We start from the raw sequence: 25950 nt of genomic DNA, 5'->3' as shown, positions 1-25950 counted from the left end.
GGCATCCTCTCGGCAGCTGAGAGGGTGGCGCGGCGAGGAGACAGCTCCCTGTCCACCCGCCACTGGGTCGCCTCCGTTCAGGCAGAGGCGTATGCCGGACTCGGGAACCTGTCCGCCTGCGAGCGCGCCTTGGACGAGGCGGAGAAAGTGACGGACCTCAGCGGCCCGGCCCACAACGGCGGCTGGCTGCGCTTCGACGGCTCCCGCCTCTCCGAGGAACGCGGCGCCCGCTATCTCCAACTCGGGCGCCTCGACCTCGCCGAGAGGGCCCTCTCCACCGCTCTGAGCCAGGACGTACTCGCCTCCGGGCAGTCCTTCCGGCGACGCGGCGCAGTCCTGACCGACCTCGCGTCCATCGGTGCCAAGCGCCGCGATCCGGACCAGGTCCTCACCTACGGGCGCGAGGCCCTGCAGCTCGCCCGGACGACGTCCTCCGGCTACGTCGCCCGTAAACTCCAGGGGCTACGAACCGACCTCGGCCCCCTCGCCCGCGACGCCCGTGTGGTCGAACTGGGCGCCGAGATCGACGCACTGAGCACGACGTGACGAGAGGGGAAGGCATGTCGCAGATCGAGGGCGCACGAGTGTTCCGCGAGGCTTGGATCACCGGCGTTCGAAAGCACTTCCCTGGCGAACCCAAGCCCGGCTACATCACCCCCTGGGAAGAGACCCCGGAGTGGGAGCGCCAGGCCGCCGGCGCGGTGTTCGACCAGGTGCGACAGTTCCTCGACCGCAGCGACGGCCACGCATCCCGGCTCACGCGCGAGCAGAAGAGCCGCTTCGTCGCCACCTGCTGGACCGCCCAGATGTACAAGCACTTCGAGGACCCCAAGCCCGGATACGTCGCCGACTGGCCCGACCTGCCCGACTGGCAGAAGGAGACCGACGCCGACATCTTCGAGGCCATCGAGGACGCCTCGAAGTAGCCACGCACCCGTTGGGAGGGAACGCCTTGACGCAGCGGGACAGTCGACAGGGACTCGGATCACTCCAGTTGTTCGTCCGACCTTGAACCATTAGGTGCTTCGAGCCGGGCGACAGCTCCGTCGACTCGTGGAACTGCGTGTCGGTCATCTGGGCTGCTGGTGCTGCAGAACCGACGCCACCCGGGGTGAGGGCCACCCACGACATTCCGTCAGCGCTTGGCGGACGCCGCGGCTCCGAACCCAGCAACGAGATCAACCCGGCCGCCATCGCCGGATGCGCCACTGCGCCGGCGGGTGACCGCGGCAACCAACAAGGTGGAGTCGTTCAACCGGTTCTCCCAGTGGATCGGCTTCGGCAACCGCGGCGTCATCGCCGACAACGACCCCATCGAGCAGGAGAAGGCGATGAAGTTCAACGCCCTGCTCACGAACGCGGTGATCTCCCACATTGCCCTGGACATCGCGGAGATCGCCCGTCAGCTACCGGAGGAAGGGTGGGAGATCGCCCCGGAGCACCTGGCCCACATCTCGCCGTACCTGACCGAGCACATCAACCGGTTCGGCGAGTACTCCACGCACGAACTCGGCATCCAGCCCGACGCATACGACCTGAAACTCGACGTCGACTTCACCGCGCTGCGCGAGCAGGACCTGACCGCCGTCGGCCTCGACCAGGCCGCCTGACGGTGACGTGCCTTCAGCGACGCAGGACGCTGACGCCTCCCTGCTCGGGATCGGGGCGTCCTCGCATCCTGAGCCTCCGGCGCCCGCCGGCGCCGGAGGGTTGGTCATCCAGCAGCGATGACGTTCAGGTAGCCCATCATTCCGGTGTCCTCGTGTCCGGTGATGTGGCAGTGGAAGAACCATTTCCCGGTGAAGTCGGTGAAGCGGATCCGGATCACCACTTTTCCGGGCTTTCCGTTGACTGCGTGGGGGACGCTCACGACGTCCATGTAGTCCGCACGGGGCTGGGCGACGCCGTTCACGCTGAGGACCTGGAACGGCGCGACATGGAGATGGAACGGATGATTCTGGTGAGCCTTGTTCGTGAGCGTCCATTCTTCGACCGTTCCGAGCGTGGCCGGTTCAGCGAAAGTCGGTTTCGTGTGGTCGAACAGCTTGCCGTTGATCCAGAAGTGGTTGCCGGCGTCGTCGTTCAGGACGATGCTTCGGGATCGGGCGATGGGTTCTTTGGACAGATCGGGGTGGGATCCGGGAAGCGGCCCGGCGATCTGGGGCGAGGTGGCCATGCCCGGCCGTCCTGCGGTGGCAGCCGGCCCCGCGTTCCCGCTGTCCTTCTGGACGTCGACCTTCATGAGGGGGGTGGCGGGGTATTCGTCGCCGGCACCGTTGAAGGGGTCGGGCCCGGTCTTGTGGTCGAGGGTTCTGAGCCAGGTCGATCCGGTGGCTCCGGCGGTCACCAGGACGTCGAAGCGTCTGCCGGGCGGCATCAGAAGGTGTTTGGCCCGGGCCGGCGCCGCGGCGGGAATCCCGTCCTGGTTGACCACGGTGAAGGTGCCGCCGTCGAGCTGGAGGTCGTAGGCGATGGCGTAGCCTTCGTTGGCGATGCGCCACAACTGGGTTTCCCCGGCCTTCATGGTCAGCGTGGGCTGGTATTGGCCGTTGACCAGACGGACCGTCGGCGATGCGGGCTCCAGGACCCCGTCGGGGTAGACGATCGAGCTGGATGAGCTGATCTGGGTGTCCTTGAGCGCCAAGGTACGAGCGGTGATCCCGCGGTAGGCCGGTGGCAGAGTTTCGCGGCTGTCCCCGACGATGATGGTTCCCGACAGCCCCGCCCCGATCTGGCTCTCAGTTCCATTGCAGCGAACGTTCGCGGGTGCGGGGCTCATCGTCATCCCCGGCATCGGACGGCCGTTCCCGTCGCACATCTCGTGGTCGTGGTACCAGTACGTTCCGGGTTCCTGGTTGGCGGGAATGTCGAGGTGGTAGGTCTGAATCTGCCCCGGCTTGACGGACAGGTCTATGTTGTCCGCGCTTCCCTCCGGGGACAGGTGCATCCCGTGGAAATGCATGTTGGTGGACGTGCCAAGATGATTGGCCAGTTTCAAGGTGACACGCTGGCCTGGAACCACATGGAGGGTCGGCCCTACGAGACTCCCGTTGTAGGTCTCCGCGAGGACCTTCTTGCCCGAGATCATCACCTCTTGCTGAACCGCCGTCAGCTGGACGTTGAGATCCTTCGGGGTCGCCGGGTTGAGGTCGGGCGGTTCCACCAGCGCAGCGCCGGGAACCATGCCGGCCGCCTGCTCTTTGGTCGTCCGCAGCAACTTTCCCTTGGGCGGCGCGGGCGGCAGTCCGGTAAACGCCGGATCTGGCGCTCCGGTAGCCGCCGAGTGCGAGTGCGGCTCTGCGCTCTGGCAGCCTGCGAGGCAGACGGACAAGAGAGCGGCCACGACAGCGACTGCTCCGAGGCGGGTGACGCGCGATCGAGGCGCGGTCGAACGTGCGGACAAAGGCTTTCCTCACTCGGCGGCGGAGCAGATGCGCTCCTCCTGAACGGGAAGAACATTGAGACCCCGAATCGGGCGCCTGGCCTTCGTGGCGGTGGCCCTTCCTGACCGTGGCCTTCCCAGGGGTTCTTTTGGGGAGTCCCCGAGGCTTGGAAGAAGGGCTGTAGGGCCCCTCATGGCGTGGTCGTCCTGGAGTCGGATTCAAGACTCGGACAGGAGACGGTGGAAAGGGATCCGACACCTGGCCGGAACCACCCCGCCGATCGGCGGGGATGAAGCGGAAGATCGGAGGATGTCCCGCCGCCCCGTCACGCATCGAAGCTGGAGTTGCACGAAGCGAAAGGAGCGACGGTCATGCAGGTCGGATTGCTGGGGTTGCGGGTGTTCTTCGGGCTGGTTCTGGCCTCGCATGGGGCGCAGAAGCTGTTCGGGTGGTTCGGGGGCGACGGGGTTGAGGGGACCGCCGCGGCGTTCGAAACGATGGGGTTTCAGCCGGGGAGGCCCTTTGCGGTGATCGCGGGGCTGACTGAAATGGGTGGCGGGCTGCTGCTGGCCGCTGGTCTGGCGTTCCCGCTGGCCACGGCCATGGTCATCGGGGTGATGATCAATGCGGTCAACGCCTCGTGGGGGTCCGGGTTCTACGAGGGGACCGAGACGCCGATGCTCTTCGCGGCCGTCGCCGTGGCGCTCGCCTTCACCGGGCCGGGGCGCTACGCACTGGACGCTGGACGCACCTGGCAGCGCACCGGCACACGGTGGGCACTCGGGTCGGTCGGGCTCGGTGTGGGGACAGCCTTGCCGACCCTGTTGATCAAGGGCTAGATCTTGGCCCCGGCCAGGTGGGCCAGGGCGACAAGCACGATCACCGACGGCAGGTCGTCGACAGCGATCTTCGATCGAATATCCACTGCTTCTGGCTCAGACCACCGCCAAGACTGTTTCATAGGACCTCGCTCGTGAAACACCCGGCCGCCCGGCGGTCCACCTGCGGCGACCATGTTTCATGACTCGTCGCAAACGACTGGACGCCTGAAACACCCTCATAAAACAGTCTGCGCTTGTGAGCGACGACTTCAAGCGCGTGGAATCGCACGAGTGCCCGATGTCCACCTGTGCCGCCCCATCGGGCTCCCCATGCCGGACCGGCAAGAACAAGCTGGCCATCAGTACCACACCGCTCGCTTCCGCCTCGTGCCCCAACTCGCCAAGGCCCTCAGCGTCCCGACCCCCGCCGTACGCAAGCCGAGCTCGGCGTGGACCGAACTGCCCCGGCCCGTGAGCACCGGCGCCGAACCGGTCGGACACGTCCGCCTCGGCTACGCCCGAGCCTCGACCACCCGGCAGTCCCTCGACGCACAACTCGACTCCCTCGCCGAAGCCGGGGTCACCCGGGTCTTCGCGGAGAAGATCTCCACCCGCGCCACCAAGCGCCCCGAGCTGGAGGCCGCTGTGAAGCTCGCCGGCAAGATCCGCTCCTCCGGCATCGCCGTCACCCTCGTCGTGCACGAGCACAAGCGCCTCGGCCGCGGCATCGAACTCGCTGTGCTCGCCGAGGAACTGAAAGCAAGCGACGTCGGCCTGGAGTTCCTCACCGGAGAGCTGAAGGGCTCGCACGACCCGTCCGGCATCGGTGTTCACCGTGCTCGCGGCCATGTCCGGCATGGCGGAGGCGGAGGCGTGGGCGTGCCGAAGGGCGCCCCTTCCTTTCCCGAGGGGCAGCCGGCAGGCCTGGTCTCCAGCAGGTCTCCCGGCCGCAGTGCGTCCCGCTGCTCGTCCGCACCCCTCGCAGGGCCCCGTCTGCCATAATCCCTCTCTGCTGACGCACCGGGAGACTGGGGGATGCGCCACGATGGGCGTGTTACGGGCGCTTCTGATCGCCGTGCCGATGACGGGTCTGGAGTTCGTCCGTGAGGACACGCAGCGGATCAAGAAGGCGCTGCTCCAGTCCGGCTACGCCGAGTCGGACGTGACGGTCCGGGACACCCTGGACACCACACGGCGGGAGCACATCTACGCCGCCCTCCATACGTTCTTCGACGAGTGCCAGGACGACGACTTCGCCCTGGTCCACTTCTCCGGGCACGGCGTGCGCATCGGTGAGCGAGAGTTCCTGGTTCCGGCGTACGGGGATCCCGCTGCGGAGGAGGAGGGACTCGTCGAGGTCGTTCCGGACGTGTTCTTCAAGCGCCTCCGCTCACAGGCCACCGTGATGATGTGCCTCGACGCCTGCCGCGACGAGCCGGACGACGAGTTCAAGTCCTTGGCCACCTTCCCGGCACCCTCACGCTCCCGCGAGAACGTCTTCGTCGTGCGCGCGTGCGCACCCGGACAGCGAGCCCTGGGCACGGAGGCGGGCAGCTTCATGAGCCGGGCGCTCGCGGAGGCCCTCGACCACGAGTCACCACAGAAAACCGTCGAGGATGTCATCACCTACGTACGAAGGCGCACCCGCGAGCTCGCCCAGCTTCACGACGGCACCCGCCGTCACCAGGTCGAGGACCTCTGGCTCGGCGGTGACATGGCACGCGCCCCTGCTCGTCACAAGAAGCTGGAGATCTGCGGGAGCGGGGCGGGCACACAGGAGTGGGTCAAAGCCGTCCACGACTCCAACCTGTGGGACAGAGTCACCGGTCACGGCGTGGACAAGGGCAGGTTGAGGAGCGATCTGAGCCGTCTGATCGACAAGGTCCTCGCTATTCGTCAGGATGCCGCCCTGCCGAACAAGGCAGGTCCTGACCCCTGGGACGATGTCGAGTTCCCTCAGCGCGTCATCAAGCGCCTCGAAAGCCTCATACCGGCAGCGCCCGAGGGCAAGCTGAGCCCGTTGGAGGCAGTCGCCTTGCTCGCGACACCGTTCGTCCGGGAGGCCGCCGTGGCATGCGGCCGCCGGGCCCTCGCCGAGCTCTATCCGCCGCAAGGGCCGCAGGAGGACCGCAGGATTGGTGACGCCCCTTCACCGAACCGGGAAGACTCGTCGAACCGTGACGACGGCAGACAGCTCCTGCGGGAGGACATGGCGGACGTCCGCAAGGCGTACAAACAAGTTGATGCCAAGCGGCGTAGGCTCCTCGACGCGCAGTCCGACTCCGCTGCGGCGGCCGTCGAAAGCTGGCTCCGTCACCGCCTGCTGGCCGACTGGGACCAGCTCTGGGCCGCGGCCGACGGTTCGGAGCCGCTCATCGGTGCCCTGGACAGCCTGCGGACGGTCATGGCACCTCTGTTGGAGGCAGCTGAGTTCGCCGTGTACCTGGGCCCGCGGCCATACCCACGGAGCCACGACGAACTGCGCTCGGCTCTTCTGCAAGTGATCTCGCAGATGCGCACGCCTCCAGCGGCCAGCGCACCGAACGGCAAGACTTGGCAGAAAGACCTGGCCACGCAGTTGGGCCTTGCCCCCCGCAGGAAGTGGTGGCGCCCCCGTGAGCTGGCGGGGCTGCTGCACGTCGCCGAACTGCTGGCCATCGATCCTCGGTCGCTGGACGGCATCGTCGTGGATCACCTCGGGGAGAGGTACCTGGAGGTGAGACCGGTGGACCTGGTCGAACAGGTCCGCGGAAGCGAGTTCCACCCCGTGGGCTACGCATCCTCGCGCGCACCCGGCACAACGACGCCGGACCAGCGCGTCGACTGGACCCTGCGGTCCCCGTGCGACAGCGCCGCCCTGCACGTGGCGCTGGAACGTCAGGCCGACGCCGCCACCACCGCCGCCCGCAACCTGTGCAAGGACCTGCCGAACGAGGAACTGCTCGACGCCCTCCCGAAGCACCTCAACACGGATGCCCTGCCGGCCGTCGGGAATCGGAGTTACGAGGCGCCACCCCCGCGCTTTCAGCTGGCCGAGGACGGCGTCAAACCCCTCATCATGGGCACGCAGCTCTACGGCGATCGTATGCTGGCCGTACGGGAGTTGTACCAGAACGCACTCGACGCGTGCCGACGCCGCTGGGCTCGCCAGAAGTACGCGCAGGCGACTGTTCCCAGCAACTTCAGCGGCCCCCGCCTCAAGGAACTGGCCGAGTACACCATCGAGTTCACGCTCGGGCGGGACCCGGAGGACCAGCGGACCTACATCGAGTGCGCGGACCACGGCATCGGTATGACCGAGGAAGAGCTGCGCGATCTCTTCGCACGGGCCGGCCGCCGCTACGAACAGTCCCCCACTCGTGTCCGAGAACTGCGCCGGTGGCGGCGCGCCCGCATCGACCCCGAGCTGAACAGCCGCTTCGGCATCGGCGTCTTCAGCTATTTCATGCTCGCCGAGCAGATCACCGTCATCACCCGTCCGGCCAGTGAGACCGGCCGCACCGCCGAGGGTCCCGGCTATCGCGTCGATGTCGTCGCGGACTCGGGGCTCATGCACATCACGAAGGCGGAGCGCGCGGACGCGGGAACCACAGTCCGGCTGTACCTGCGCCCCGAGGACTGTACCCATCCCCCCTCTCTGGTGCAGTTCCTCCGGGAGCAGATCTGGCACAGCCCTGTGACCCTTCTCGTCGAGGAGTGCCTCGACAGCCCTCGCCCGGACCGACGGGATCCGAACGTGCTGAAGGCGGCCAATGTCACGCTCGCGGTGCCGCAGGAGAAGTCGCCCGATGGCCCCTGGTGGGTCCGCGGCCGGGGTGCCCGCCTTGTGGACGGGATCTTCGTGGGAGAGGACGAGCGTCCGCACGGGTACGTCATCAACCTGCGGCGCAAACACGGGGCGGATCTCAGCGCCAACCGCAACCAGTTGCAGCGCTTCGACGAGGCCTTGGTCTACCAGGAGTTGGCTGCGGCAGTCGACGCGTTGACGCACTGGGATCCGATGCCGCTAAGTTGGCTGTGGGACCTCGTCCGGGACGATCCCCACCTGGGTGAGATGGTTGTCGAACAGCTGCTGACCACCGACGTAACCGTTTCCGTGCACGAGTGGCACGGCCGCCGGATGTCTCCGCCGGTGCGCCTCCCTCTGGCTGTCATCGGTTGTCTTCCGTTCGACAAGGAGGGACGTCTCAACTCGTCGCCGCAAATCCGCCAGAACACCGGATATCCCTACTTCCGTTGGTGGCGATCACAACTGGTGAGTGACGGCAGCAGACGCGGAGGAGGCGCGCGATGGGCGGTCGGACGCCCGCCAGGATTCCCGGAACCCGTTGCCCTTGACGCGCTGTTGTTCTCTGATTCAGGTTTGAGCGATCCACTGGCGGTAGCACTTCGGGCGTCCCTGATCTCTGGGCACAGCCTGCGAACAACGTTGCGCGCGCTGCGACGGCACGCGGTCGCCGGCGTATCCGTGCCCCCCGTGAGCGACTTGCGATGCCTCGACGGCATGGAGATCGACCCGCTCCTTCGGGGGCTGTATGAAGCGTACGTCGACCTGGGTGAAAGCCGACTGAGCCGGGGAGACCTCGCGCCGCCCGTTCACCTGGCGATACCCTTCGCCGCCGCTGAGGAGGACAGAACACTCGGGGAAATCGCCGAACTCGTCCGTCAGCTCCACTTACTCGATCCCAGCGTTCCGGAGCCCCCGGAACTCGGCGAGTTGGCACGGCACATCCCCGAGGAGCACGAACTGAGCATCCTCGAAGCGGAATACATCTCCTCGCTCGAGGGGCTGCCGGCAGTCGTGACACCGCCCGTCGCCGCCTACTTGTCGGCACACCTGGACGTGCCCGTCGCCGACGTACTGAACACCGCTCGTCGATACGAGCCGTTGGGCTTCCGCGTCACAGGAGACCTGCGCGAGGTCCACGAGGTGGATGCGGTGCATCCGGGCCTCAGCGAACCCCTTGGCCTGCCGCGACTGCTCAACAAGCCCTTCGACCTTCTCCGACTGGCCCGCTATTCGGCTGAGCGCGACGACGCCGACATCGGCACGACAGCCGCCTTCCTTCGTGAAGCCGTCATGCAGCTTGGCATGGGGGAGGTCTCGCCCGGACCACTCGCGGCGATCAAGGCGCCGGCGTGGTGGGCCAATCTTCCGTTGAGCGTGGAAGAGGCCCATCGGCCACTGAGTACGTGGACCGTCTTGTGTGCCCTGGCGGAAACTCCGCCGCGCGAGCCCACCGAGGACGTGGTCAGGTCCGTCGAAGCCCTGGCTGCCGCAGGTCTGGTGGATACCGCTGCCCCCGCGGCCGTCGGTACTTGGATGGACACACCCCAGCCGTTGCGTCCACGGCTGCTCACGGAGGACCGGCGCCACGTTCGCTTCCGAGACCGGGCACGGACCTTCTCTGTCCGGCCGCCTGCCACATCGAACCGTGTCGACACCCTGTTCCTCCTGGTACTCGCAGCCGACCACCGCCTCAGCATCGGGCAGACGGCCGACATGGTCCGCGCACAGGCCGAGCCGTACGGCATCGAGGTCGACGAGATCCCCTTGGAAACCCGTGATCTGGAACCGGACCTCACGGTGATCGACATTCTCACCACGGGGCAGGGTTCAGGGTGGAAGGCCGAGATCACTCATCCAGACATCATCGCGTACGCATCCGCGTACGACCTCAACCTGACCGAGGCGATGCGACGACTGCGTGAGTACGAGCCCCTCGGCGCAGCTCCGGCTCCATCCGCAGCGCCCGTCCCGAGCAGGCAGTGCAGAGGAGCCGAGGAGCAGGCGGCGACCGTGGAGAGACTGTTCTCGTTCGAACCCCTGAGCCGGGGGACCGTGACCCCCCTGGCTCTGACGGTGACCGCGGTCCGGTTGAACCTGGGCCTGCGCTCGACGTTTCGCACGCTGGTCCCTTACACGGCCTACGGCGTGATCGTCGAGTGCCCCGAGCCCACGGACGACGACCACGACCCCGATTGGCGGGACGTCATCCTCCTCACACAACGGCTCACCGGCCGCGAGCCCGCGCTGTCGGGGGAAGTGTCGGACGAGCACATCCAGTTGGCGGCCGAGGAGACCGGTCTCCACGTCGGCGAGGTACGGGACCGGCTGACCTATTACGCGCCTCTGTTCGGATTCGACCTGCCGACGAGGGACGCCGATGTCCCGCAGATGAGGAGCAACACACATGCCGAGTCATGACGACGTGGCGTACAAGGAGCAGAAGGTCAACCCACCCCAGGACCTGGGCTTTCACAGGAACGCCGCCGACCATCTGGTGGTCACGGGCACGTGTTCCGTCTGCCGGGGCTGGAACGAGTACGTGCTGGTCAACGTCAAGCCTGGAACCGTCGCGAAGGACTGGCCGTGGCGGCGGAAGGCCGGCGACGAGAAGCAGGAACGGCAACTGGATTGCCGCTGCCCGATCACGCATCCCGGGAACGACGACGAGTACACCGGCTGTGGTGCATGGTGGTCCGTGCGGATTCCCTCCGAGGAGGCATCCTGATGCCCCCTGTCCGGCCTCGGTCGGCTCGTTCGCTGCGGATCGAAGCCGAAGAGCGCCTCTACGCCATGTTGCAGTCGCAGTTGGAGATCGACCGCCACCAGGCGGAAGGGTGGCGCAACTTCCTGGCCACGGCCACCGCACTGCTGGCTGCGGTGCTCGTACTCAAAGGCCGCGAGAACGTGGCCGAGCTGACCTCGGACTATCGGCTGGGCACCGTTATAGCCACCGCAGTTGGCCTACTGGCTCTGTTGACGTCCGCTTTCGCGGCGGCCTCGGCCGCGCATGGACGGCCCGGCAACGCGTTGAAGAACGCGAACGGAGCCGAGCTTCTGAAGTGGGAGGCGGCGGAAAGCGAACGCGTCGCCTGCATGATCAACCGTGCTCGGTGGCTCGCTGTCGCAGGAGTCCTGGCTACGGCCACGGGCGTGATGGTGACGTGGGTGGCACCTGCGGCCGACAAGGAGGCCCTCAACGTCACCGTGCAGACCCGGGACGGGGCTGTCTGCGGGAAGCTCGTCGAGATGGACGACGAGGGCGTCACGCTGCAAGTGAAGTCCGGTGGCACCTCTGCCCAGGACAAGGCGGGGAAGGACTCTCTGCGCAGGTTCGCCTGGCGTTCCCAGGCCGTAAGTGCGAGTCCTGGGGCCACGTGTTGAACGGCAGAGCTCCCGCCCGAGCGCATCGTTGCTGCCGCCCAGAAGAACAGGACAGCCCAGACATCGAGGTGCTGGGACGCCATCCGGGCCAGGCGCAGCACGCGTTCGTGCATCACCTTCTCGTACCCCTCGATCGCAGCCGCCGGATCGTTGGGGTACTCGGCCAGGTCAGACCGACGGGGAGCTGCCTGATCTGGCGGGGCAGGAACGTGTCGTCGCATGACGGATCAGGTCGGTCAACTCCGGTGCCCAGTCCGTGAAGTGGGCCAGGAGCCCGGCACGTGCCTTGTCGGGACCAGGCGCCGTCGGCTCCGACGAGCAGGTCGCAGGTCTCGACGGTGCCGTCGGCGAAGTGCAGGTCGTGCCGTCCGCCCTACAGGGCCGGTCCATGGCGGCGTCCTGAGTGACCTCTGCACGCGGCGGAGTGCCGTGCTTGTCGAACAGCTTCGTGTCCTGACCCCCGGGGCGTACCGCCGAGAGGCCAGGGGTCGGCTTCAGGTGGTCCCGGAGGTCGGCGTCGGCTCGGTGGCCGGCTTCGGGAGGGTGGGCTTGCCGCGTAGCGGGACCTCCTTGATGAAGAGCGCGGCCACGAAGGCGGCGGCGCACAGGCACGCGGCGAGCAGGAAGATGTGCTGGGTGCCGGAGGCGACGGATTCGAGGTAGGCGTCCTTGGCCTGCGCGGGAAGCCGGTCCAGGGCCGAGGCGCTGATCTGCGTGGATTCTCCGCGGCCGGAGTCGGGGCCGGAGCCGTTGGCGGCGGGCAGGTGGCCTGCCGTGGCGTGGGTGAACAGGGAGCCGAAGACGGCGACGCCGAGAGAACCGCCGATCGTGCGGAACAGCGTGACGCCCGCGGAGGCCACCCCCATGTCCCGCATCTCGACACTGTTCTGCGCGATGGTCGTCGTCATCTGGAGCAGGAAGCCCAGGCCGATGCCGACGAGCGCCATGTAGACGCCGGCGGTGGTGCGGGGGGTGCCGGGGCCCATGGTGGCGAGCAGGGAGGTGCCGACGGTGAGGAAGGCGGCGCCCAGCACGGGGAAGATCTTGTACTTCCCGGTGCGGGACATGACCTTGCCGGCGATGTTGGAGATCACGGCGATCGGGATCATCAGCGGCAGGAGCAGCAGCCCGGAGTTGGTGGCCGAGGCGCCCTGGACACTCTGCTGGAAGAGCGGCAGGTAGAGCGTCGCACCGAACATGATCGCCCCGGCCCCGAAGACCATCACGCAGCTCAGGGTGAAGTTGCGGTCGCTGAAGACGCGCAACGGGAAGACCGGCTCGGCGGCCCGCCGCTGTGAGGCGATGAAGAGGACCAGCCCGGCCACCGCGACCACGAACAGCGTCAGGATCGGCCAGGAGCTCCAGGCGTACTGCGTACCGGCCCAGGTGGCGGCCAGCACGATCGCGCTGATCGTCGTGGTCATCAGGGCGATGCCCGGCCAGTCGATCCTGGCCTCGGCACGGGTGGTGGGCAGCTTCAGCATGACCGCGCACCAGACCAGGGCGGTCAGGCCGAGCGGGATGTTGATGTAGAAGGCCCAGCGCCAGCCCAGGTGGTCGGCGACGACACCGCCGAGAAGCGGGCCGCCGACGGTGCCGACGGCCATGACCGCGGCGGTCATGCCCTGGTAGCGGCCCCGCTCACGCGGCGACACCAGGGTGCCGATCAGTGCGAACGCGAGGGCCGCGATGCCGCCGGCACCCAGGCCCTGAACGGCCCGGAAGCCGATCAGCTGGGACATGGACTGCGCTGCCCCGGACAGCACGGAGCCGGCCAGGAAGACGCCTATCGAGACGAGGAAGACCTGCTTGCGGCCGAAGAGATCGCCGAATTTTCCCCAGACGGGAGTGGAGGCGGCGGTCGCCAGCGCGTACGCGGTGACCACCCAGGAGATGTGGGCCAGACCGCCGAGGTCATCGACGATCGTCGGCATCGAGGTGCCGACTATGGCGTTGTCGAGCATCGCCAGCAGCATCGCGAGCATGATGCCGAGCATCGTGAAGCGGATGCGGTGAGGGCGGGACTGAGCCTGGGGGTGGGACTGGGCGTGGGGGTGGGACTGGGCGTGGGGGTGGGTGTGCGCGGATGGTTCGGCCGCCGGGGGCGGCGTGGCGTCGGTGGGCATGACTGACCACTCCTTTCGAGGAGTCAGAGGGGTCGTGGAAGCAGGGGACGGCCGCGGAGGCTCGTCAGCTCGGGCCTCACCCAGAGAAACACAACCCGATTCAAAAGTGCAACCGATAGTCTTTCGCATCCGCTTGCCCGATTGACTAGAGTGGCGGGCATGAGCGAGACGACGGGGCGCCGCGAGCGCAAGAAGGCCCAGACCCGCCAGGCCCTGGCGGACGCCGCGATGCGGCTCTTCACCGAGCGCGGTTACGACGACGTGGGCGTGAGGGAGGTGGCCGCGGAGGCCGACGTGGCGGTGACCACGCTCTTCAAGCACTTCCCGAGCAAGGAGGCGCTGGTCTTCGACGAGGACGAGGACAAGGAAGCCGCGCTGGTCGCCGCCGTACGCGACCGCGCACCGGGCCAGTCCGTCCTGCACGCCCTGCGTGACCATCTGATGCGGAACTACGAGAAGGTCACCGGCGACACCTCGGCGTACGCCGCCATGATGAACCTGGTGAACGCGACACCCGCGCTGCAGGACTACATGCACCGGATGTGGCTACGACATGAGACCGCTCTGACCACCGCCATCACCGAGGCGGTCGGCGCCCCCGAAGGCGACGCCCGCGTCGCCGCCCTGGCCCACTTCGCCCTGGAAGCACCCCGACTGCTGCACGGACGCGAGGACCCCCAGCGCGCCCTGCAGGAAATCTTCGGCCTGCTGGAACACGGCTGGGGCGACGACTGACGGCGAGCTGACAGCTGCCCGCCCGGCGAGGCTCAAGCGCCCTCAGCCCCTTCAAGCGCCCAACGCGGCGCGCATCCCTCAAGCACCCAACGCGGCGCGCATCCCTCAAGCACCCAACGCGGCGCGCACCGCCTCGGCCCTCTCCTCCGTGAACACGCCACTTCCCAGCAGCGACAGAACGGACAGCACCCCACCCGAGGAGCCCCAGCTCCCCTCCTCGATCACGCGGAAGTTGACCCACCAGGCCGGCGACGGCCTCTCCATCCCGCAGGCCGTCGCCAGCGCGGCCAGCACCCGCTCGATGACCTCGGCCCGGACCTCGGACCGCCAGGCGGCATCCATGACCGCCACGTCGATCACCATCACGTCGAGCTCCTGCCCGGCGTCCGCCAGCAGCCGTCCCCCGATCGCCATCATGTCCGGCTCGCGCTCGACGAAGTGCACCTGGAACCCGACCCGAGCGACCGCTGCGAACTGGCCCACCTCGGGCACCAGCACGGCGTCCGTGAGCGTCTCGGCCAGCTCGCGGCGCTGTTCCAGGCTCAGGCGCCCCTTGGGCGTGTTCACGGTAATGATCGTCACGGCAATCTCCTATGGCAGTCGTTATAGAGAGTGAGAACAGGCAGGCTACCCGGGCTCTATAACGGCTGTCATACAGAGGTGTAGTACCGAACCGTCACACCGATCGCTCACACCGATCGCTCACGCCGAGTGGACGACCGTGATGTGGCGCTCGCGCCCGGGCGCCTCCACCTCGTCCACCACGGCGACGGCCAGATCCTCCGCGCTGATCCACGACCGCCCGTCCGCGCCGGTGAGCAGGGTGTCGGTGCCGCGTCGATAGCGGCCGGTCCGTTCGCCGGGCTCCAGCAGGGCCGGCGGGCTCAGGTACACCCAGTCCGCGTCGGCGTGGGACTGGCAGGTGCGCAACTGAGCGATCCCGGCGGCGACCGGCTTCAACTCGGCAGGCACATATACGGGGTTGTCCGCGATCCGCAGGTCCCGGTCGTCCGGGCTGCGCAGGGCGCCGGCGCCGCCGACCACAAGGACGCGCATCCCGAGCGGTGCGGCGACATCCAGCACCGAGCGGGTGGCGCCGACCAGGAACTCCTGGTCGACCGGGTCGGTCCGCACGGTCACCACGACCGCGTCCGCGCCCGCGGTGCCGAGCACCTCGCGTACGGCGTCTCCGTCGTTGGCGTCGATCGCGACCGGCGTCACGTTCGCACCCGGGGCCTCGCCGGCAGGCTTCCGGGACAGCGCCAGCACCCGATGTCCGCGCGCGCCGGCCTCGCCGATCACCCGGGCGCCGACCATCCCGGTGGCACCGAGCACGGCGATGGTCATGCCGCTCTTCATCGCCTCCGTCCGTTGCGCATCCGTCCGTCGCGCTGCCGTCCGCGGCCCATGAATCCGTAGCCCATCCATCCGGGACCCATCCATCCGTGCCCCATCCATCCGCTTCGATTCCGCCCGCATCGCACTCACCCGCGCCCCCGCCCCATCCGTCCGCTTCGCATCCGCTCCCACCTCGGGGCATTGATCGGCGCATTGAGCTGCGCGGCAAGCAGAGCGGCCAGCGCAAGCACGAACCCGACGGTCTGCAGCAGGCTCAGCGATTCGCCCAGCGCGATGCCGACCGCGGCCGCGACCAGCGGAGACAGCAGCACCAGCGGGGCCGACGCACCGACCGGCAGCCTGCCGATGCCGCGGAACCACAGCATGTGGGCGATCAGCCCGCCCACGCTGCCGAGCCACAGATAGCCGACGGCCGCTCCGGCGTCGATCCGCGGCGGCGCCCCCTCGATCGCGAAGGCGAGCGGAAGCAACAGCAGTCCCCCGGCCGTCAGTTGCCAGCCGGCCAGGGTCAGCGGGCCGACCCCCGCCTGCCGCCCCCAGCGCTTCATGAGGACGATCCCGCAGGCCATGGCGGCCGTACCGCCGAGACCGGCCAGCACCCCCACCGCATCCAGCCGCGCCCGGGGCCCGAGCACGACGAGTCCGACGCCGATCACCCCGATCACGCCCCAGCTCCACCGCCATGCCGTCGGCCGGTCGTGGAGTACGGCGATCGCCAACCCGGCGACCAGCAGCGGCTGGGTCGCGCCGAGGGTGGCGGCGACGCCGCCGGGGAGTCGTTCGGCGGCCAGGAACAACAGGGGATACAGGGCGCCGATGTTGAGCACGCCGAGGACGGCGGCCTTCCACCACCAGTCCCCGCGCGGCAGCACCCGGGTGATGGCCAGGCCGATCAGCCCGGCGGGCAGGGCACGCATCAGCCCGGAGAACAGCGCGTGCCCCGGCGGCAGCAGTTCCGTGGTCACGGCGTACGTGGTGCCCCAGGACGCGGGAGCGAGCGCGGTCAGCGCGACGACCGCCGCCTGCCGGGCCGGCGAGCCGCGCAGCGGGACCGGTGACCGCCCGGTCAAGGTCCTGGTGGTCTGTACGGTCTGCGTGGTCTGCGTGGGCTGCTGGCTCTGCTGGCTCTGCATGCGTGAAGTCTCGGACCTACCTCTCATGAAACCAACGCATGCTTGTCATCACAGCCATGCACCAGAACGATGGCTGGGTGGATCTCCAACAGATGCGCTACGTCGTCGCCGTCGCCGAAACCCGCAACTTCACCCGCGCGGCAGAGCGCTGCCTCGTGGTGCAGTCGTCACTGAGTCACCGGATCGCCGGTCTGGAACGGGAGCTCGGGGTGAAGCTGTTCGCCCGCTCCAGCCGCCGTGTCGAACTGACCAGCGCCGGTGAGGCGTTCGTCGCCGCCGCGCGCGAGTGCCTGGCCGCCGCCGACCGCGCGGCCGCCGACGCCGCGGCCGCGACCGGAGTGGTACGCGGCCGGCTCGCCGTCGGTGTGATCGTGACCGCGGCCGCCGTGGACGTACCCGAGTTGCTGCAGCGGTATCGCGCGCGGTACCCGGACGTCCGGGTCCTCCTGCGTTCCGGACGCAGTGACGAGATGGTGGGGGCGATCCGGGACGGTGACCTGGACATCGCGTTCCTCGGCCTGCCGGAGGGCGAGCGGCCGTCCGGGGTGGAGACCGTCGTCCTGGACCACGACGAACACGTGCTCGTCGTGCCGGCCGGGCACCGCCTCGCGGGCGCCTCCCGGGTCACGCTGCGGGAGATCGCCGACGAGACGTTCGTGGACTTCGCGGCCGGCACCCCCGCCCGCGCCCAGTCCGACCAGGCGTTCACAGCCGCCGGTCTGGTCCGCGACGTCGCGTACGAGGCCGGCGTCGTCGAGCTGATCTCCCGCCTCGTCGCGCGCGGGCTCGGCATCGCGCTCCTGCCGTCGGCGTACATCCGGCCGCCGGCCGCCGCCGACCCCGAACTGGCGCTGGTACCGGTCGTGGACGGGCCGCGTCGCATCGAGTATCTGGCGTGGAGCCGCTTCAACCCCAGCCCGGCCACCCGGGCGATGCTCGACGTCCTCGGGGTCGGACGACAGCCGTAGCCCTACAGATGCAGCGCCTTGTCGGCCGCCCCCCGCGCGAAGCCCGTGAAGCGCACCTCCAGGCCGTCCCGCTCGGGCGAGCAGCAGAACGGACCGGCCGTCGCCGCGGCGTCCGGAGCCAGCGGGGCCAGCCGGACCAGTCGCCAAGGGCCGTCCTCGCATCGGGCGCGCACCGTCACCGCGTCCCCGCTGCGGCTGGCCCGCACGGCCACCTCGCGTCCCTGCCAGTCCGGAACCGGCGCCACCGACCAGTCCGAGACACCCCGGGTGACGACCGCGCCCAGCTGTGGGAGGCCGTCGGACATCTCGACCCCGGCCTTGATCCATGTCCCGGCGTCGACGCGGATCATCAGGCCCGCCTGGTCGTAGAGCGTCCCGAAGTCCACGAGGAACGTCACCTCGGTGGCGCTGTCCCGCGGGAAGTCGTGGAGCAGGGCGTGGCCGTCGTCGCGTACGAAGCCGTAGCTCGTGGTGCGCCAGAAGTCGCTGCGGGCACGGGCGGTGACGAGGAGATCGGGTCCGTCGGTGCGGGCGTGCTCGGGTTCGTTGAGCCAGGTGGCCTCGTGCCAGGGAACCGTCTTCAGCTGGTCCATGTGCCCCTCCCGTGCCTGCGGATGTCAGACGTCGCGGACATCATCGCCCGGAGGAGCGGGCGGCGGGGCCGTCGTGGCCCGTGGAATGACATGGGTCGGCAGGAGTACGTGCCGTTTGTGGTCGCCGTCCGGGGCGTTGATGAGCGCGAGGGCGAGTTCGCCGGCCTCGCGGCCGATGTCCGAGGGTGACTGGGCCACGGTGGACAGGTCGAACCAGTCCGCCAGCGGCTGGTCGTCGAAGCCGAGGACGGACATCCGCTCGGGCACATCGATGCGTGTCCGGCGCAGGACCCCGATGAGGGAGGCGGCCAGCTCGTCCTGTTCGGCGAAGATGGCCGTGGGGGGCTCGTGCAGCCCGAGCAGGTGTCCCACCGCCTCCATCGCGCCGCGCTTGTCCTGGGGTGGCGCGCCCACCACCAGGTCGTCGTCCAGGGGGATGCCCGCTTCGGTGAGCGCCTGGCGGTAGCCGAGGAGCCGTTCCTGCGAGCTGAAGCTGAAGCCTCTGGCTCCCACCGTGTGGGCGAAGGCGATCCGGCGGTGCCCGAGATTGAGCAGGTGGTGGGTGGCCTTGCGGGCGCCTGCCACGTCGTCGACGTAGACGCTGGGCCGGCCGTCGACGTGCTGGCTGACATAGATGACCGGCATCCCGAGGTCGTCCAGCCGCGCGGTTTCCGTCTCGGTGAGGTCGAAGCAGAAGACCAGCAGCGCGTCGGCGTTCCGCCGGGCCGGGAGACGTTCGAAGAACGCGGTGCGCTCGGCCATGTCGGGGATCACGTAGATGTTCATCTCCATGCCGGCCGCCCGCAGCATCGGCCCCAGGCTGGTCAGGGCCGAGCCCATGAACCACGAGGTGAGCGTGGGCACCATCACGGCGACGTTCCCGGTCTTCCCCGTGACAAGGCTTGCAGCCTGCCGTGACACGGCGAAGTTCAGCTCGCGTGCGGCCTGCTCGACGCGCGTGCGGACCTCCGGAGAGACGGTGGACATGCCGCGCAGAGTGCGCGAAACGGTGGACGTGGAGACCCCGGCCCGTTCGGCTACGTCAGCCATCGTGGGGTGCCGCTGAGCTGGTGGCATGAGCGGACGGTAGCACAGATGGCACCGCTTTCAACGGCGTTTGTGACAGCGCTTTCATGCAGCGGAAAGCATCTGCCGCATCGCATTACCGCGCGGTAACGCATTGACTTCCAGCAAAAGCGCCCCCTAGCTTGCAAGCGTTGTCACGACGCGGTCGCACATCAGCCCATTGAGCCGTTCAATCAGGGTCTGACCTGCATGTTCCACTCAGAAACGCGTGTGACAACGCGGTCTCGCAACCGGGACAGACGACTACGTACGACGACGTGGGACGACGTAGACCACGCACGACCAGGAGACACCGTGAAGACCACAACCACCAGAGCGTCCCAGTGGGCGGGCGTGCTCGCCGTCGGCTCCCTCCTCCTCACCGCCTGCGGCTCGTCCGACGAGGGCGCCGCCGGACAGGGCGGGCCGGGGACCTTCGAGGGCCGCGGACCCATCACGTACGTGGCGGGCAAGGACACCACCGGGTCTGTCCAGCCGATGCTCGACCGCTGGAACAAGCTGCACCCGAAGGAGAAGGTCACCTTCATCCAGCTGCCGACGGACGCGGACGCGCAACGCCAGCAGATGATCCAGAACGCGGAGACGAAGTCCGACGCCTATACGGTGCTCTCCCTCGACGTCGTGTGGACGTCGGAGTTCGCCGCCCACCAGTGGATCGACAAGCTGCCCGAGCAGCGCTTCCCCCTCGACAAGATGCTGAAGCCGGTCGTGGAGACGGCGAAGTACCGCGACGGCCTGTACGCGGTCCCGGCCAGCTCCGACGGCGGCATGCTCTACTACCGCACCGACCTGCTGAAGAAGGCCGGGATAGCCCAACCCCCGGCCACCTGGGCCGAGTTGAAGGCCGACTGCGCCAAGGTGAAGAAGCTGCCCGAGGCCGAGGGCATGTCGTGCTACGCCGGGCAGTTCCAGAAGTACGAGGGCCTGACCGTCAACTTCGCCGAGGCCGTGAACTCCGCGGGCGGCGTCGTCACCGACGCGAACGGCAAGCCGGACGTCGACACGGCGGCGGCGAAGAAGGGCCTGGACTTCCTCGTCGACTCGGTCGAGGACGGGACGATCCCCAAGGAGGGCATCACCTACCTGGAGGAGGACGGCCGCCAGGCGTTCCAGTCCGGCAAGCTGGTCTTCCTGCGCAACTGGCCCTACGTGTACTCCCTGGCCGGCAAGAGCGACATCAAGGGCGAGTACGCCGTCGCCCCGCTGCCCGGCCTCGACGGCCCCGGCTCCTCCAGCCTCGGCGGCCACAATCTGGCCCTGTCGTCCTTCGCGAAGAACAAGGCCACGGCCCTGGACTTCATGAAGTTCTTCAGCAGCGAGGAGAGCACGGCCACCTTCCTCAAGGACGCCTCCCTCGCCCCGCCGTACGCCTCCCTGTACGACGACAAGGCGCTGGTGAAGCAGTACCCGTATCTGCCGGTGCTGAAGGAGTCGATCCTGCGCGCCGTGCCGCGCCCGCGCGTCGTGCAGTACGGCGACGTCACCTCGGCGGTCCAGCAGGAGGCGTACGCCGCGCTGACCGGGAGCAAGAGCAGCGCCCAGGCGCTGAAGGACCTGCAGGAAGCCCTGCAGAAGTCCACCGGGCAGTGAGGAGCGGGTCATGGCCGACACCAAGATCCCGCCCCCGGCGCCGGTGGTGACCCGGGAGCGCTCGGAGCCGGCGGGCCGCCGCCGTACGCGGGGGCAGTCCCGCGCGACCGCGGGCACGGCACGGATGGCCGCCCTGCTGGTCTCCCCGACGCTGCTGGTGCTGACGATCGTCGTGCTCTACCCGACGCTCATGGCGCTGAACGAGTCGCTGTACGGGGCGAAGGGCCTGGACCCGGAGACCGGGTTCATCCGCACGACCGAGCCGTTCGTCGGGCTGCGGACCTACGCCGGCATCTTCGGCGCGGCCGGGGAGCGGTTCTGGAACGCCTTCTGGAACACCACCTTCTTCACCGTCGTCACGGTCGCCCTGGAGACGCTGATCGGGGTGGCGATGGCCCTGATCATGCACAAGGCGTTCCGGGGACGCGGCCTGGTGCGGGCGGGCATCCTCATCCCCTGGGCGGTGCCCACGGCCATCTCCGGACTGCTGTGGCGGTGGATCTTCAACAGCGACGGCATCGCCAACGCGCTGATCGGCCGTCAGGTCCTGTGGACCACCGAGGGCTTCCAGGCCAAGGTCGCGGTCATCGTCGCCGAGGTGTGGAAGACCGCGCCCTTCATCGGGCTGCTGGTCCTGGCGGGGCTGCAGGTCATCGGCAAGGAGGTGTACGAGGCCGCCCGCATCGACGGGGCGAGTCCGCGGCGCCAGTTCTGGCACATCACGCTGCCCCTGGTGAAGCCGGCGCTGCTGGTGGCGATGCTCTTCCGCTGCATGGACGCGCTCCGGATGTTCGACCTGCCGTACATCCTCATCGGCGCGCAGAAGCACTCGGTGGAGACCCTGTCGATGCTCGCGCAGAACGAGGCGTCCAACGTCCGCTTCGGACCGGCCTCCGCGTACTCGGTGCTCCTCTTCCTGTACGTCTTCCTCGTCGCCCTGGCCTTCGTACGGCTGCTCGGGGCCGACCTGATCGGTGACGTCGGCGCGGGGGGCCGTAAGCGGAAAGGCAGCCGCATCCCGGCTGCCCTGCGCCGGCGTACGGAGGTGACGGCATGACGACGACCTTCACGGCGAAGTGGCGCAGCGGCCTGCTGTACGCGGGTGTCATCGCGGTCGTGGCCTACTGCATGGCCCCGTTCTACTGGATGCTGGTCTCCAGCCTGCGCCGCACCTCGGACATCTTCGACACCTCGCTCTTCCCCTCCGTGGTGTCGCTGGAGAACTACCGCGCCGTGTTCGACCCCGCGCAGGGGTTCGGCCGCGCGCTGCTCAACAGCCTGGTCGTGGCCGGGATCACGACCGTGCTGGCCCTGCTGCTGGCGACCTTCACGGCGTATGCGATGGCGCGGCTGGAGTTCCGTTTCAAGCGGCTGATCCTGACCCTGATCATCGCCACCTCGATGTTCCCGGTGGTGTCGATCGTGGTCCCGCTGCTGAAGCTGTTCACGGACATCGGCTGGATCAACACCTACCAGGCGATGATCGTGCCGAGCATGTCCTTCGCGCTGCCGCTGGCGGTGTGGAACCTGACCACCTTCTTCCGCCAGATGCCGGACGAGCTGGAGCACGCCGCGATGGTCGACGGCTGCACCCGAGGCCAGGCGTTCCGCAAGGTCATCATCCCGCTCGCGGCGCCGGGCATCTTCACCACCGCGATCATCACGTTCATCGCGGCCTGGAACGAGTTCCTCATCGCCCTGTCGATGACCAACAAGCCCGGCATGCAGACCGCACCGGTCGCCATCTCGAAGTTCACCGGCGCGACGACGTACGAGACCCCGTTCGGCAGCCAGATGGCCGCGGGCGTCCTCGTCACGGTGCCGCTGGTGGTCATGGTGCTGGTCTTCCAGCGCCGTATCGTCGCCGGGCTCACGGCCGGCGCGGCGAAGTAGACACGCCCACCCCTTCGACTCCCGAGGAGCAACACACCCGTGTCCCCCACCGCACCGTGGTGGCGCAGCGCCGTCATCTACCAGGTCTACATCCGCAGTTTCGCCGACGGCAACGGCGACGGCGTCGGCGACATCGCCGGCCTGCGCTCCCGGCTGCCGTATCTCAAGTCCCTCGGCGTGGACGCCGTCTGGATCAACCCGTGGTACAAGTCGCCGATGGCGGACCACGGTTACGACGTGGCCGACTTCCGCGAGATCGACCCGCTCTTCGGCACGGTGGCCGAGGCGGAGCGGCTCATCGCCGAGGCGCACGAGCACGGCATCCGCGTCATCCCCGACATCGTGCCCAACCACACCTCCGACCGGCACGCCTGGTTCCGGGCGGCGCTGGCCGCGGGCCCGGGCAGCCCCGAGCGCGAGCGCTACGTCTTCCGGCCGGGGCGCGGCCCCGACGGCTCCGAGCCGCCCAACGACTGGGTGTCCAGCTTCGGCGGCCCGGCCTGGACCCGGCTGCCCGACGGCGACTGGTACCTGCACCTGTTCGCGCCCGAGCAGCCCGACCTCAACTGGCAACACCCCGAGGTGCGCGAGGAGTTCGAGTCGATCCTGCGGTTCTGGTTCAGCCGGGGCGTGGACGGCTTCCGTATCGACGTCGCCCACGGGCTGATCAAGCACCCGGAACTCCCCGACCTGCCGCCCCGCCAGGACCCGGTCGACGGGCGGCCCTGGCAGCACGTCGACCACCCGCACTGGGACCGCGACGAGGTCCACGAGATCTACCGTGCCTGGCGCAAGGTGGCCGACGAGTTCCCCGGCGACCGGTGCTTCGTCGCCGAGGCGTGGGCGGACACCCCCGAACGGCTCGCCGCCTACGTCCGCCCGGACGGCCTGCACACCGCGTTCAACTTCGACTTCCTGATGTCCACATGGCACCCGAAGGAGCTGCGCACGGTCATCGACGACTCGCTCGCCATGCTCGGCTCGGTGGGCGCGCCGGCCACCTGGGTCCTGTCCAACCACGACGTCGTACGCCACCCCAGCCGCTACGGCCGCCCGACCCCCGCCCGGCGCTGGGTGGCCAACGAGGTCTACCGCCCCCAAGGCCCCCTGGACCTCGACCTGGGCACCCGCCGCGCCCGTGCCGCGGCCCTCCTGATGCTGGCCCTGCCCGGCGGCGCCTACGTCTACCAGGGCGAGGAGCTCGGCCTGCCCGAGGTCGAGGACCTGCCCGAGTCCGTCCTGCAGGACCCCATATGGGAGCGCTCCGGCCACACCCAGCGCGGCCGTGACGGCTGCCGGGTGCCGATCCCGTGGTCCGGGCGGAGCACGCCGTACGGCTTCAGCCCCGACGACGCGACCGCCGCACCCTGGCTGCCCCAGCCGGCCGACTGGGCCGGGCGCAGCGTGGCCGCCCAGACCGGCGACCCGGCCTCGATGCTGGAGCTCTACCGCACGGCTCTGCGCCTGCGCCGCGACACACCTGCCCTCGGTGAGGGAACCCTGGCTTGGCTGGACGCCCCCGACGGGGTGCTCGCCTTCCGCCGCGAGCCCGGCTTCGTGTGCGTGGTCAACCTGTCGGCCGAGCCGTACCGGCTGCCCGGCCACAGGGCCGTCCTGCTGGCCAGCGGGCCCGTCGAGGGCGGCGTACTGGCGCCGGACCAGGCGGCGTGGCTGGCGGTCTAGCGATCGGCGAGCCACGATCGGCGAGAGTCGGCGAGAAGGGGGGCGGGGTGTGCCTCGCCCCCCTGGGCCTCGGGGCGCCCAAGGGACATCACCGCGGCTTACCGCGACTTACTGCGGCTTTCTCACGGATGCCGGCATTCCGTACCATGACAGCCATGAAGGAGCCCGTCGAGCCGCCACTGCCGCCCGCGCCGGGCGCGGAGCAGTACCCGTCGCTCGCCCTCGTCAACAGCGTCATCGCGCTGCCGGGCGGCCACTACGTCGATCTGCTCGGCACCCCGGCCGCCGCGAACCGCTGGCTGGTCGGCCTCGGGCTCGCTCCCGTCGACGCCGGAATGCGGGAGATGTGCGCGGCGCAGCTGCGTGCGCTGCGGGAACAGATCCGGTCGCTGTTCGACTCGCGCGTCGCGGCGCTCCCCGCCCTCCCGGCCGCCCTGTCCGCGGTGAACGACGCGCTGACCAGGGTCCCCACGGCCCCGCTCCTCCAGTGGGACGACAAGAACGGCCCCTATCGGGCGGCGCCCCACCCCACCACCGCGATCGTCGACCACGCCCTGGCCACCCTCGCCGCCGACGCCGCCGACCTGCTCACCTCGCCCGACGCCGAACGCCTCACGGCCTGCGGCTCCGCACCCTGCAACCGCTACCTGCTCCGGCACGGCCGCCGCCACTGGTGCTCCACCCGCTGCGGCGACCGCGCCCGCGCGGCACGTGCGTACGCCCGGCGCACGCGGCCCATGCCGGACCGCCCCGACTAGACCCTCACCCGCCGCTCGCAGTTCGCGGCGATCAGGTCGCGGAGGTTGGCGACCACGGCATCGTTGCCGCCGCCGTCGCAGTCCGCCGAGTCGTTGCCGACCACGCCGTCGCGGAGGTCGATCGTGTCGTTGGCGCCGCCGGTGCGGACGAAGTCGCCGCCGGTTCCGGCGTTGATGACGGTGCTGATGGGGGCCGTGGAGAAGAAGCTGTCACCGAAGTTGCCCAGCGCGGCGTTGATGCGGGTGACGCCGCCCGTCCCGTAGGCGATGCCACAGTCGGCGGCGGTGCCGTCGGTGCCGGGCACCGCCGTGCAGCCCGGGCGGGCGAGGATGTGCGCGTCGTCCTCGACGATCAGATGCCCCTGCCGTGGTCCGTCGGTGGCGACGCTGACCCTCATGCTGTTCGCCGCGTTGGGGAAGGCCAGGATCCGCACGGTGCCGTCGACCCGGTCCACCACGGAGCCGGGAGTCTCCTGCGCGGCGGCGGGGACGGCCGGTACGGCGAACGCGGCCAGGGACACGCTCGCGACCAGCACCGGAGCGGCCGTACGCAACAGAGAACACTTCGCGATCTTCATGCTTGCGCTTCTCTCCTTGCTTCGGGAGAGGGTGCCAAGGGCGGCGCCCTCGGCTCAGCCAAACATTCGGCAA

23 protein-coding genes are annotated in these 25950 nt (G+C 69.1%); 15 read left to right on the top strand and 8 right to left on the bottom strand.

The window, feature by feature from the left end; translation table 11 throughout:
• The first annotated feature begins 24 nt into the window (after nucleotides 1–24).
• From ACIBU0_RS19910 to ACIBU0_RS19900, 3 genes are all read left to right on the top strand, one after another.
• On the top strand, nucleotides 25–546 hold the full coding sequence (locus tag ACIBU0_RS19910; protein ID WP_398819835.1) for a hypothetical protein: 522 nt from the start codon (nucleotides 25–27) through the stop codon (nucleotides 544–546).
• Nucleotides 547–560: 14 nt separating this feature from the next.
• Nucleotides 561–926, top strand: coding sequence for a hypothetical protein (locus tag ACIBU0_RS19905; protein WP_266798595.1), 366 nt, complete (start codon nucleotides 561–563; stop codon nucleotides 924–926).
• Nucleotides 927–1142: 216 nt separating this feature from the next.
• Nucleotides 1143–1610, top strand: a complete 468-nt coding sequence (locus ACIBU0_RS19900; RefSeq protein ID WP_398819832.1) for a Tn3 family transposase — start codon at nucleotides 1143–1145, stop codon at nucleotides 1608–1610.
• Between the two features lie 104 nt (nucleotides 1611–1714).
• Here the strand turns inward: ACIBU0_RS19900 and ACIBU0_RS19895 are convergent, their stop codons facing one another.
• Nucleotides 1715–3343, bottom strand: coding sequence for a multicopper oxidase family protein (locus tag ACIBU0_RS19895; RefSeq protein ID WP_398819829.1), 1629 nt, complete (start codon nucleotides 3341–3343; stop codon nucleotides 1715–1717).
• A gap of 411 nt (nucleotides 3344–3754) precedes the next feature.
• Between ACIBU0_RS19895 and ACIBU0_RS19890 the strand changes: the two genes are divergently transcribed.
• From ACIBU0_RS19890 to ACIBU0_RS19870, 5 genes are all read left to right on the top strand, one after another.
• Nucleotides 3755–4222 carry a DoxX family protein gene (locus tag ACIBU0_RS19890; protein ID WP_398819826.1) on the top strand — a complete coding sequence of 156 codons (468 nt, stop codon included), beginning with the start codon at nucleotides 3755–3757 and terminating at the stop codon, nucleotides 4220–4222.
• Between the two features lie 369 nt (nucleotides 4223–4591).
• Nucleotides 4592–5206 carry a recombinase family protein gene (locus ACIBU0_RS19885; protein ID WP_398819823.1) on the top strand — a complete coding sequence of 205 codons (615 nt, stop codon included), beginning with the start codon at nucleotides 4592–4594 and terminating at the stop codon, nucleotides 5204–5206.
• A complete protein-coding gene (locus tag ACIBU0_RS19880) occupies nucleotides 5157–10412 on the top strand; it encodes a caspase family protein (RefSeq protein ID WP_398819820.1) in 5256 nt (1751 codons plus the stop codon). The genes ACIBU0_RS19885 and ACIBU0_RS19880 overlap by 50 nt, the downstream gene beginning before the upstream one ends.
• Nucleotides 10399–10719, top strand: coding sequence for a hypothetical protein (locus ACIBU0_RS19875; protein ID WP_398819818.1), 321 nt, complete (start codon nucleotides 10399–10401; stop codon nucleotides 10717–10719). Before ACIBU0_RS19880 ends, ACIBU0_RS19875 begins: the two co-directional genes overlap by 14 nt.
• Nucleotides 10719–11375 carry a hypothetical protein gene (locus ACIBU0_RS19870; RefSeq protein WP_398819815.1) on the top strand — a complete coding sequence of 219 codons (657 nt, stop codon included), beginning with the start codon at nucleotides 10719–10721 and terminating at the stop codon, nucleotides 11373–11375. Before ACIBU0_RS19875 ends, ACIBU0_RS19870 begins: the two co-directional genes overlap by 1 nt.
• Nucleotides 11376–11869: 494 nt before the next feature.
• Here the strand turns inward: ACIBU0_RS19870 and ACIBU0_RS19865 are convergent, their stop codons facing one another.
• Nucleotides 11870–13372 carry an MDR family MFS transporter gene (locus tag ACIBU0_RS19865; protein WP_398820827.1) on the bottom strand — a complete coding sequence of 501 codons (1503 nt, stop codon included), beginning with the start codon at nucleotides 13370–13372 and terminating at the stop codon, nucleotides 11870–11872.
• Nucleotides 13373–13660: 288 nt separating this feature from the next.
• Here ACIBU0_RS19865 and ACIBU0_RS19860 point away from each other — a divergent pair, with 288 nt between their 5' ends.
• The gene (locus ACIBU0_RS19860; protein WP_398819812.1) at nucleotides 13661–14236 is read left to right on the top strand and encodes a TetR/AcrR family transcriptional regulator; all 576 of its coding nucleotides are present in this window, start codon (nucleotides 13661–13663) and stop codon (nucleotides 14234–14236) included.
• Between the two features lie 105 nt (nucleotides 14237–14341).
• Here the strand turns inward: ACIBU0_RS19860 and ACIBU0_RS19855 are convergent, their stop codons facing one another.
• The 3 genes from ACIBU0_RS19855 to ACIBU0_RS19845 all read right to left on the bottom strand — a co-directional run bounded on the left by ACIBU0_RS19855 (nucleotide 14342) and on the right by ACIBU0_RS19845 (nucleotide 16728).
• Nucleotides 14342–14818 carry a 4-oxalocrotonate tautomerase family protein gene (locus ACIBU0_RS19855; RefSeq protein ID WP_398819809.1) on the bottom strand — a complete coding sequence of 159 codons (477 nt, stop codon included), beginning with the start codon at nucleotides 14816–14818 and terminating at the stop codon, nucleotides 14342–14344.
• Nucleotides 14819–14938: 120 nt separating this feature from the next.
• Entirely contained in the window at nucleotides 14939–15583 is a 645-nt protein-coding gene (locus ACIBU0_RS19850; RefSeq protein ID WP_398819806.1) for an NAD(P)-dependent oxidoreductase, read from the bottom strand.
• A 137-nt stretch (nucleotides 15584–15720) separates the two neighbouring features.
• Nucleotides 15721–16728: an EamA family transporter gene (locus tag ACIBU0_RS19845; protein WP_398819804.1), complete on the bottom strand. Its 1008-nt coding sequence runs from the start codon at nucleotides 16726–16728 to the stop codon at nucleotides 15721–15723.
• A gap of 77 nt (nucleotides 16729–16805) precedes the next feature.
• On the opposite strand from ACIBU0_RS19845, the gene ACIBU0_RS19840 reads away from it, so the two are divergent.
• Nucleotides 16806–17696, top strand: coding sequence for a LysR family transcriptional regulator (locus ACIBU0_RS19840; RefSeq protein ID WP_398820825.1), 891 nt, complete (start codon nucleotides 16806–16808; stop codon nucleotides 17694–17696).
• A 2-nt stretch (nucleotides 17697–17698) separates the two neighbouring features.
• On the opposite strand, the gene ACIBU0_RS19835 is transcribed toward ACIBU0_RS19840, so the two are convergent.
• Both ACIBU0_RS19835 and ACIBU0_RS19830 read right to left on the bottom strand, forming a co-directional pair.
• Nucleotides 17699–18289 carry a DUF1349 domain-containing protein gene (locus tag ACIBU0_RS19835; protein WP_398819801.1) on the bottom strand — a complete coding sequence of 197 codons (591 nt, stop codon included), beginning with the start codon at nucleotides 18287–18289 and terminating at the stop codon, nucleotides 17699–17701.
• Between the two features lie 24 nt (nucleotides 18290–18313).
• The gene (locus ACIBU0_RS19830; RefSeq protein WP_398820823.1) at nucleotides 18314–19339 is read right to left on the bottom strand and encodes a LacI family DNA-binding transcriptional regulator; all 1026 of its coding nucleotides are present in this window, start codon (nucleotides 19337–19339) and stop codon (nucleotides 18314–18316) included.
• Nucleotides 19340–19669: 330 nt separating this feature from the next.
• Between ACIBU0_RS19830 and ACIBU0_RS19825 the strand changes: the two genes are divergently transcribed.
• The 5 genes from ACIBU0_RS19825 to ACIBU0_RS19805 all read left to right on the top strand — a co-directional run bounded on the left by ACIBU0_RS19825 (nucleotide 19670) and on the right by ACIBU0_RS19805 (nucleotide 25299).
• A complete protein-coding gene (locus ACIBU0_RS19825) occupies nucleotides 19670–20965 on the top strand; it encodes an ABC transporter substrate-binding protein (protein ID WP_398819798.1) in 1296 nt (431 codons plus the stop codon).
• A 10-nt stretch (nucleotides 20966–20975) separates the two neighbouring features.
• Entirely contained in the window at nucleotides 20976–22022 is a 1047-nt protein-coding gene (locus ACIBU0_RS19820; protein WP_398819795.1) for a carbohydrate ABC transporter permease, read from the top strand.
• The gene (locus ACIBU0_RS19815) at nucleotides 22019–22858 is read left to right on the top strand and encodes a carbohydrate ABC transporter permease (RefSeq protein WP_398819792.1); all 840 of its coding nucleotides are present in this window, start codon (nucleotides 22019–22021) and stop codon (nucleotides 22856–22858) included. Before ACIBU0_RS19820 ends, ACIBU0_RS19815 begins: the two co-directional genes overlap by 4 nt.
• Nucleotides 22859–22897: 39 nt before the next feature.
• On the top strand, nucleotides 22898–24541 hold the full coding sequence (locus ACIBU0_RS19810; protein ID WP_398819789.1) for a glycoside hydrolase family 13 protein: 1644 nt from the start codon (nucleotides 22898–22900) through the stop codon (nucleotides 24539–24541).
• A gap of 155 nt (nucleotides 24542–24696) precedes the next feature.
• On the top strand, nucleotides 24697–25299 hold the full coding sequence (locus tag ACIBU0_RS19805) for an ABATE domain-containing protein (RefSeq protein WP_398819787.1): 603 nt from the start codon (nucleotides 24697–24699) through the stop codon (nucleotides 25297–25299).
• Here ACIBU0_RS19805 and ACIBU0_RS19800 read toward each other — a convergent pair.
• Complete coding sequence (locus ACIBU0_RS19800; RefSeq protein ID WP_398819784.1) at nucleotides 25296–25877, bottom strand: hypothetical protein; 582 nt, start codon at nucleotides 25875–25877, stop codon at nucleotides 25296–25298. The two genes, ACIBU0_RS19805 and ACIBU0_RS19800, sit on opposite strands and share 4 nt — an antisense overlap.
• Nucleotides 25878–25950: the final 73 nt, after the last annotated feature.

The sequence above is a fragment of the Streptomyces sp. NPDC049627 genome (assembly GCF_044465645.1).
GTDB lineage: Bacteria > Actinomycetota > Actinomycetes > Streptomycetales > Streptomycetaceae > Streptomyces.
The sequence above is the reverse complement of the archived record's forward strand: the minus strand, read 5'-3'. Positions and strand labels throughout refer to the sequence as shown.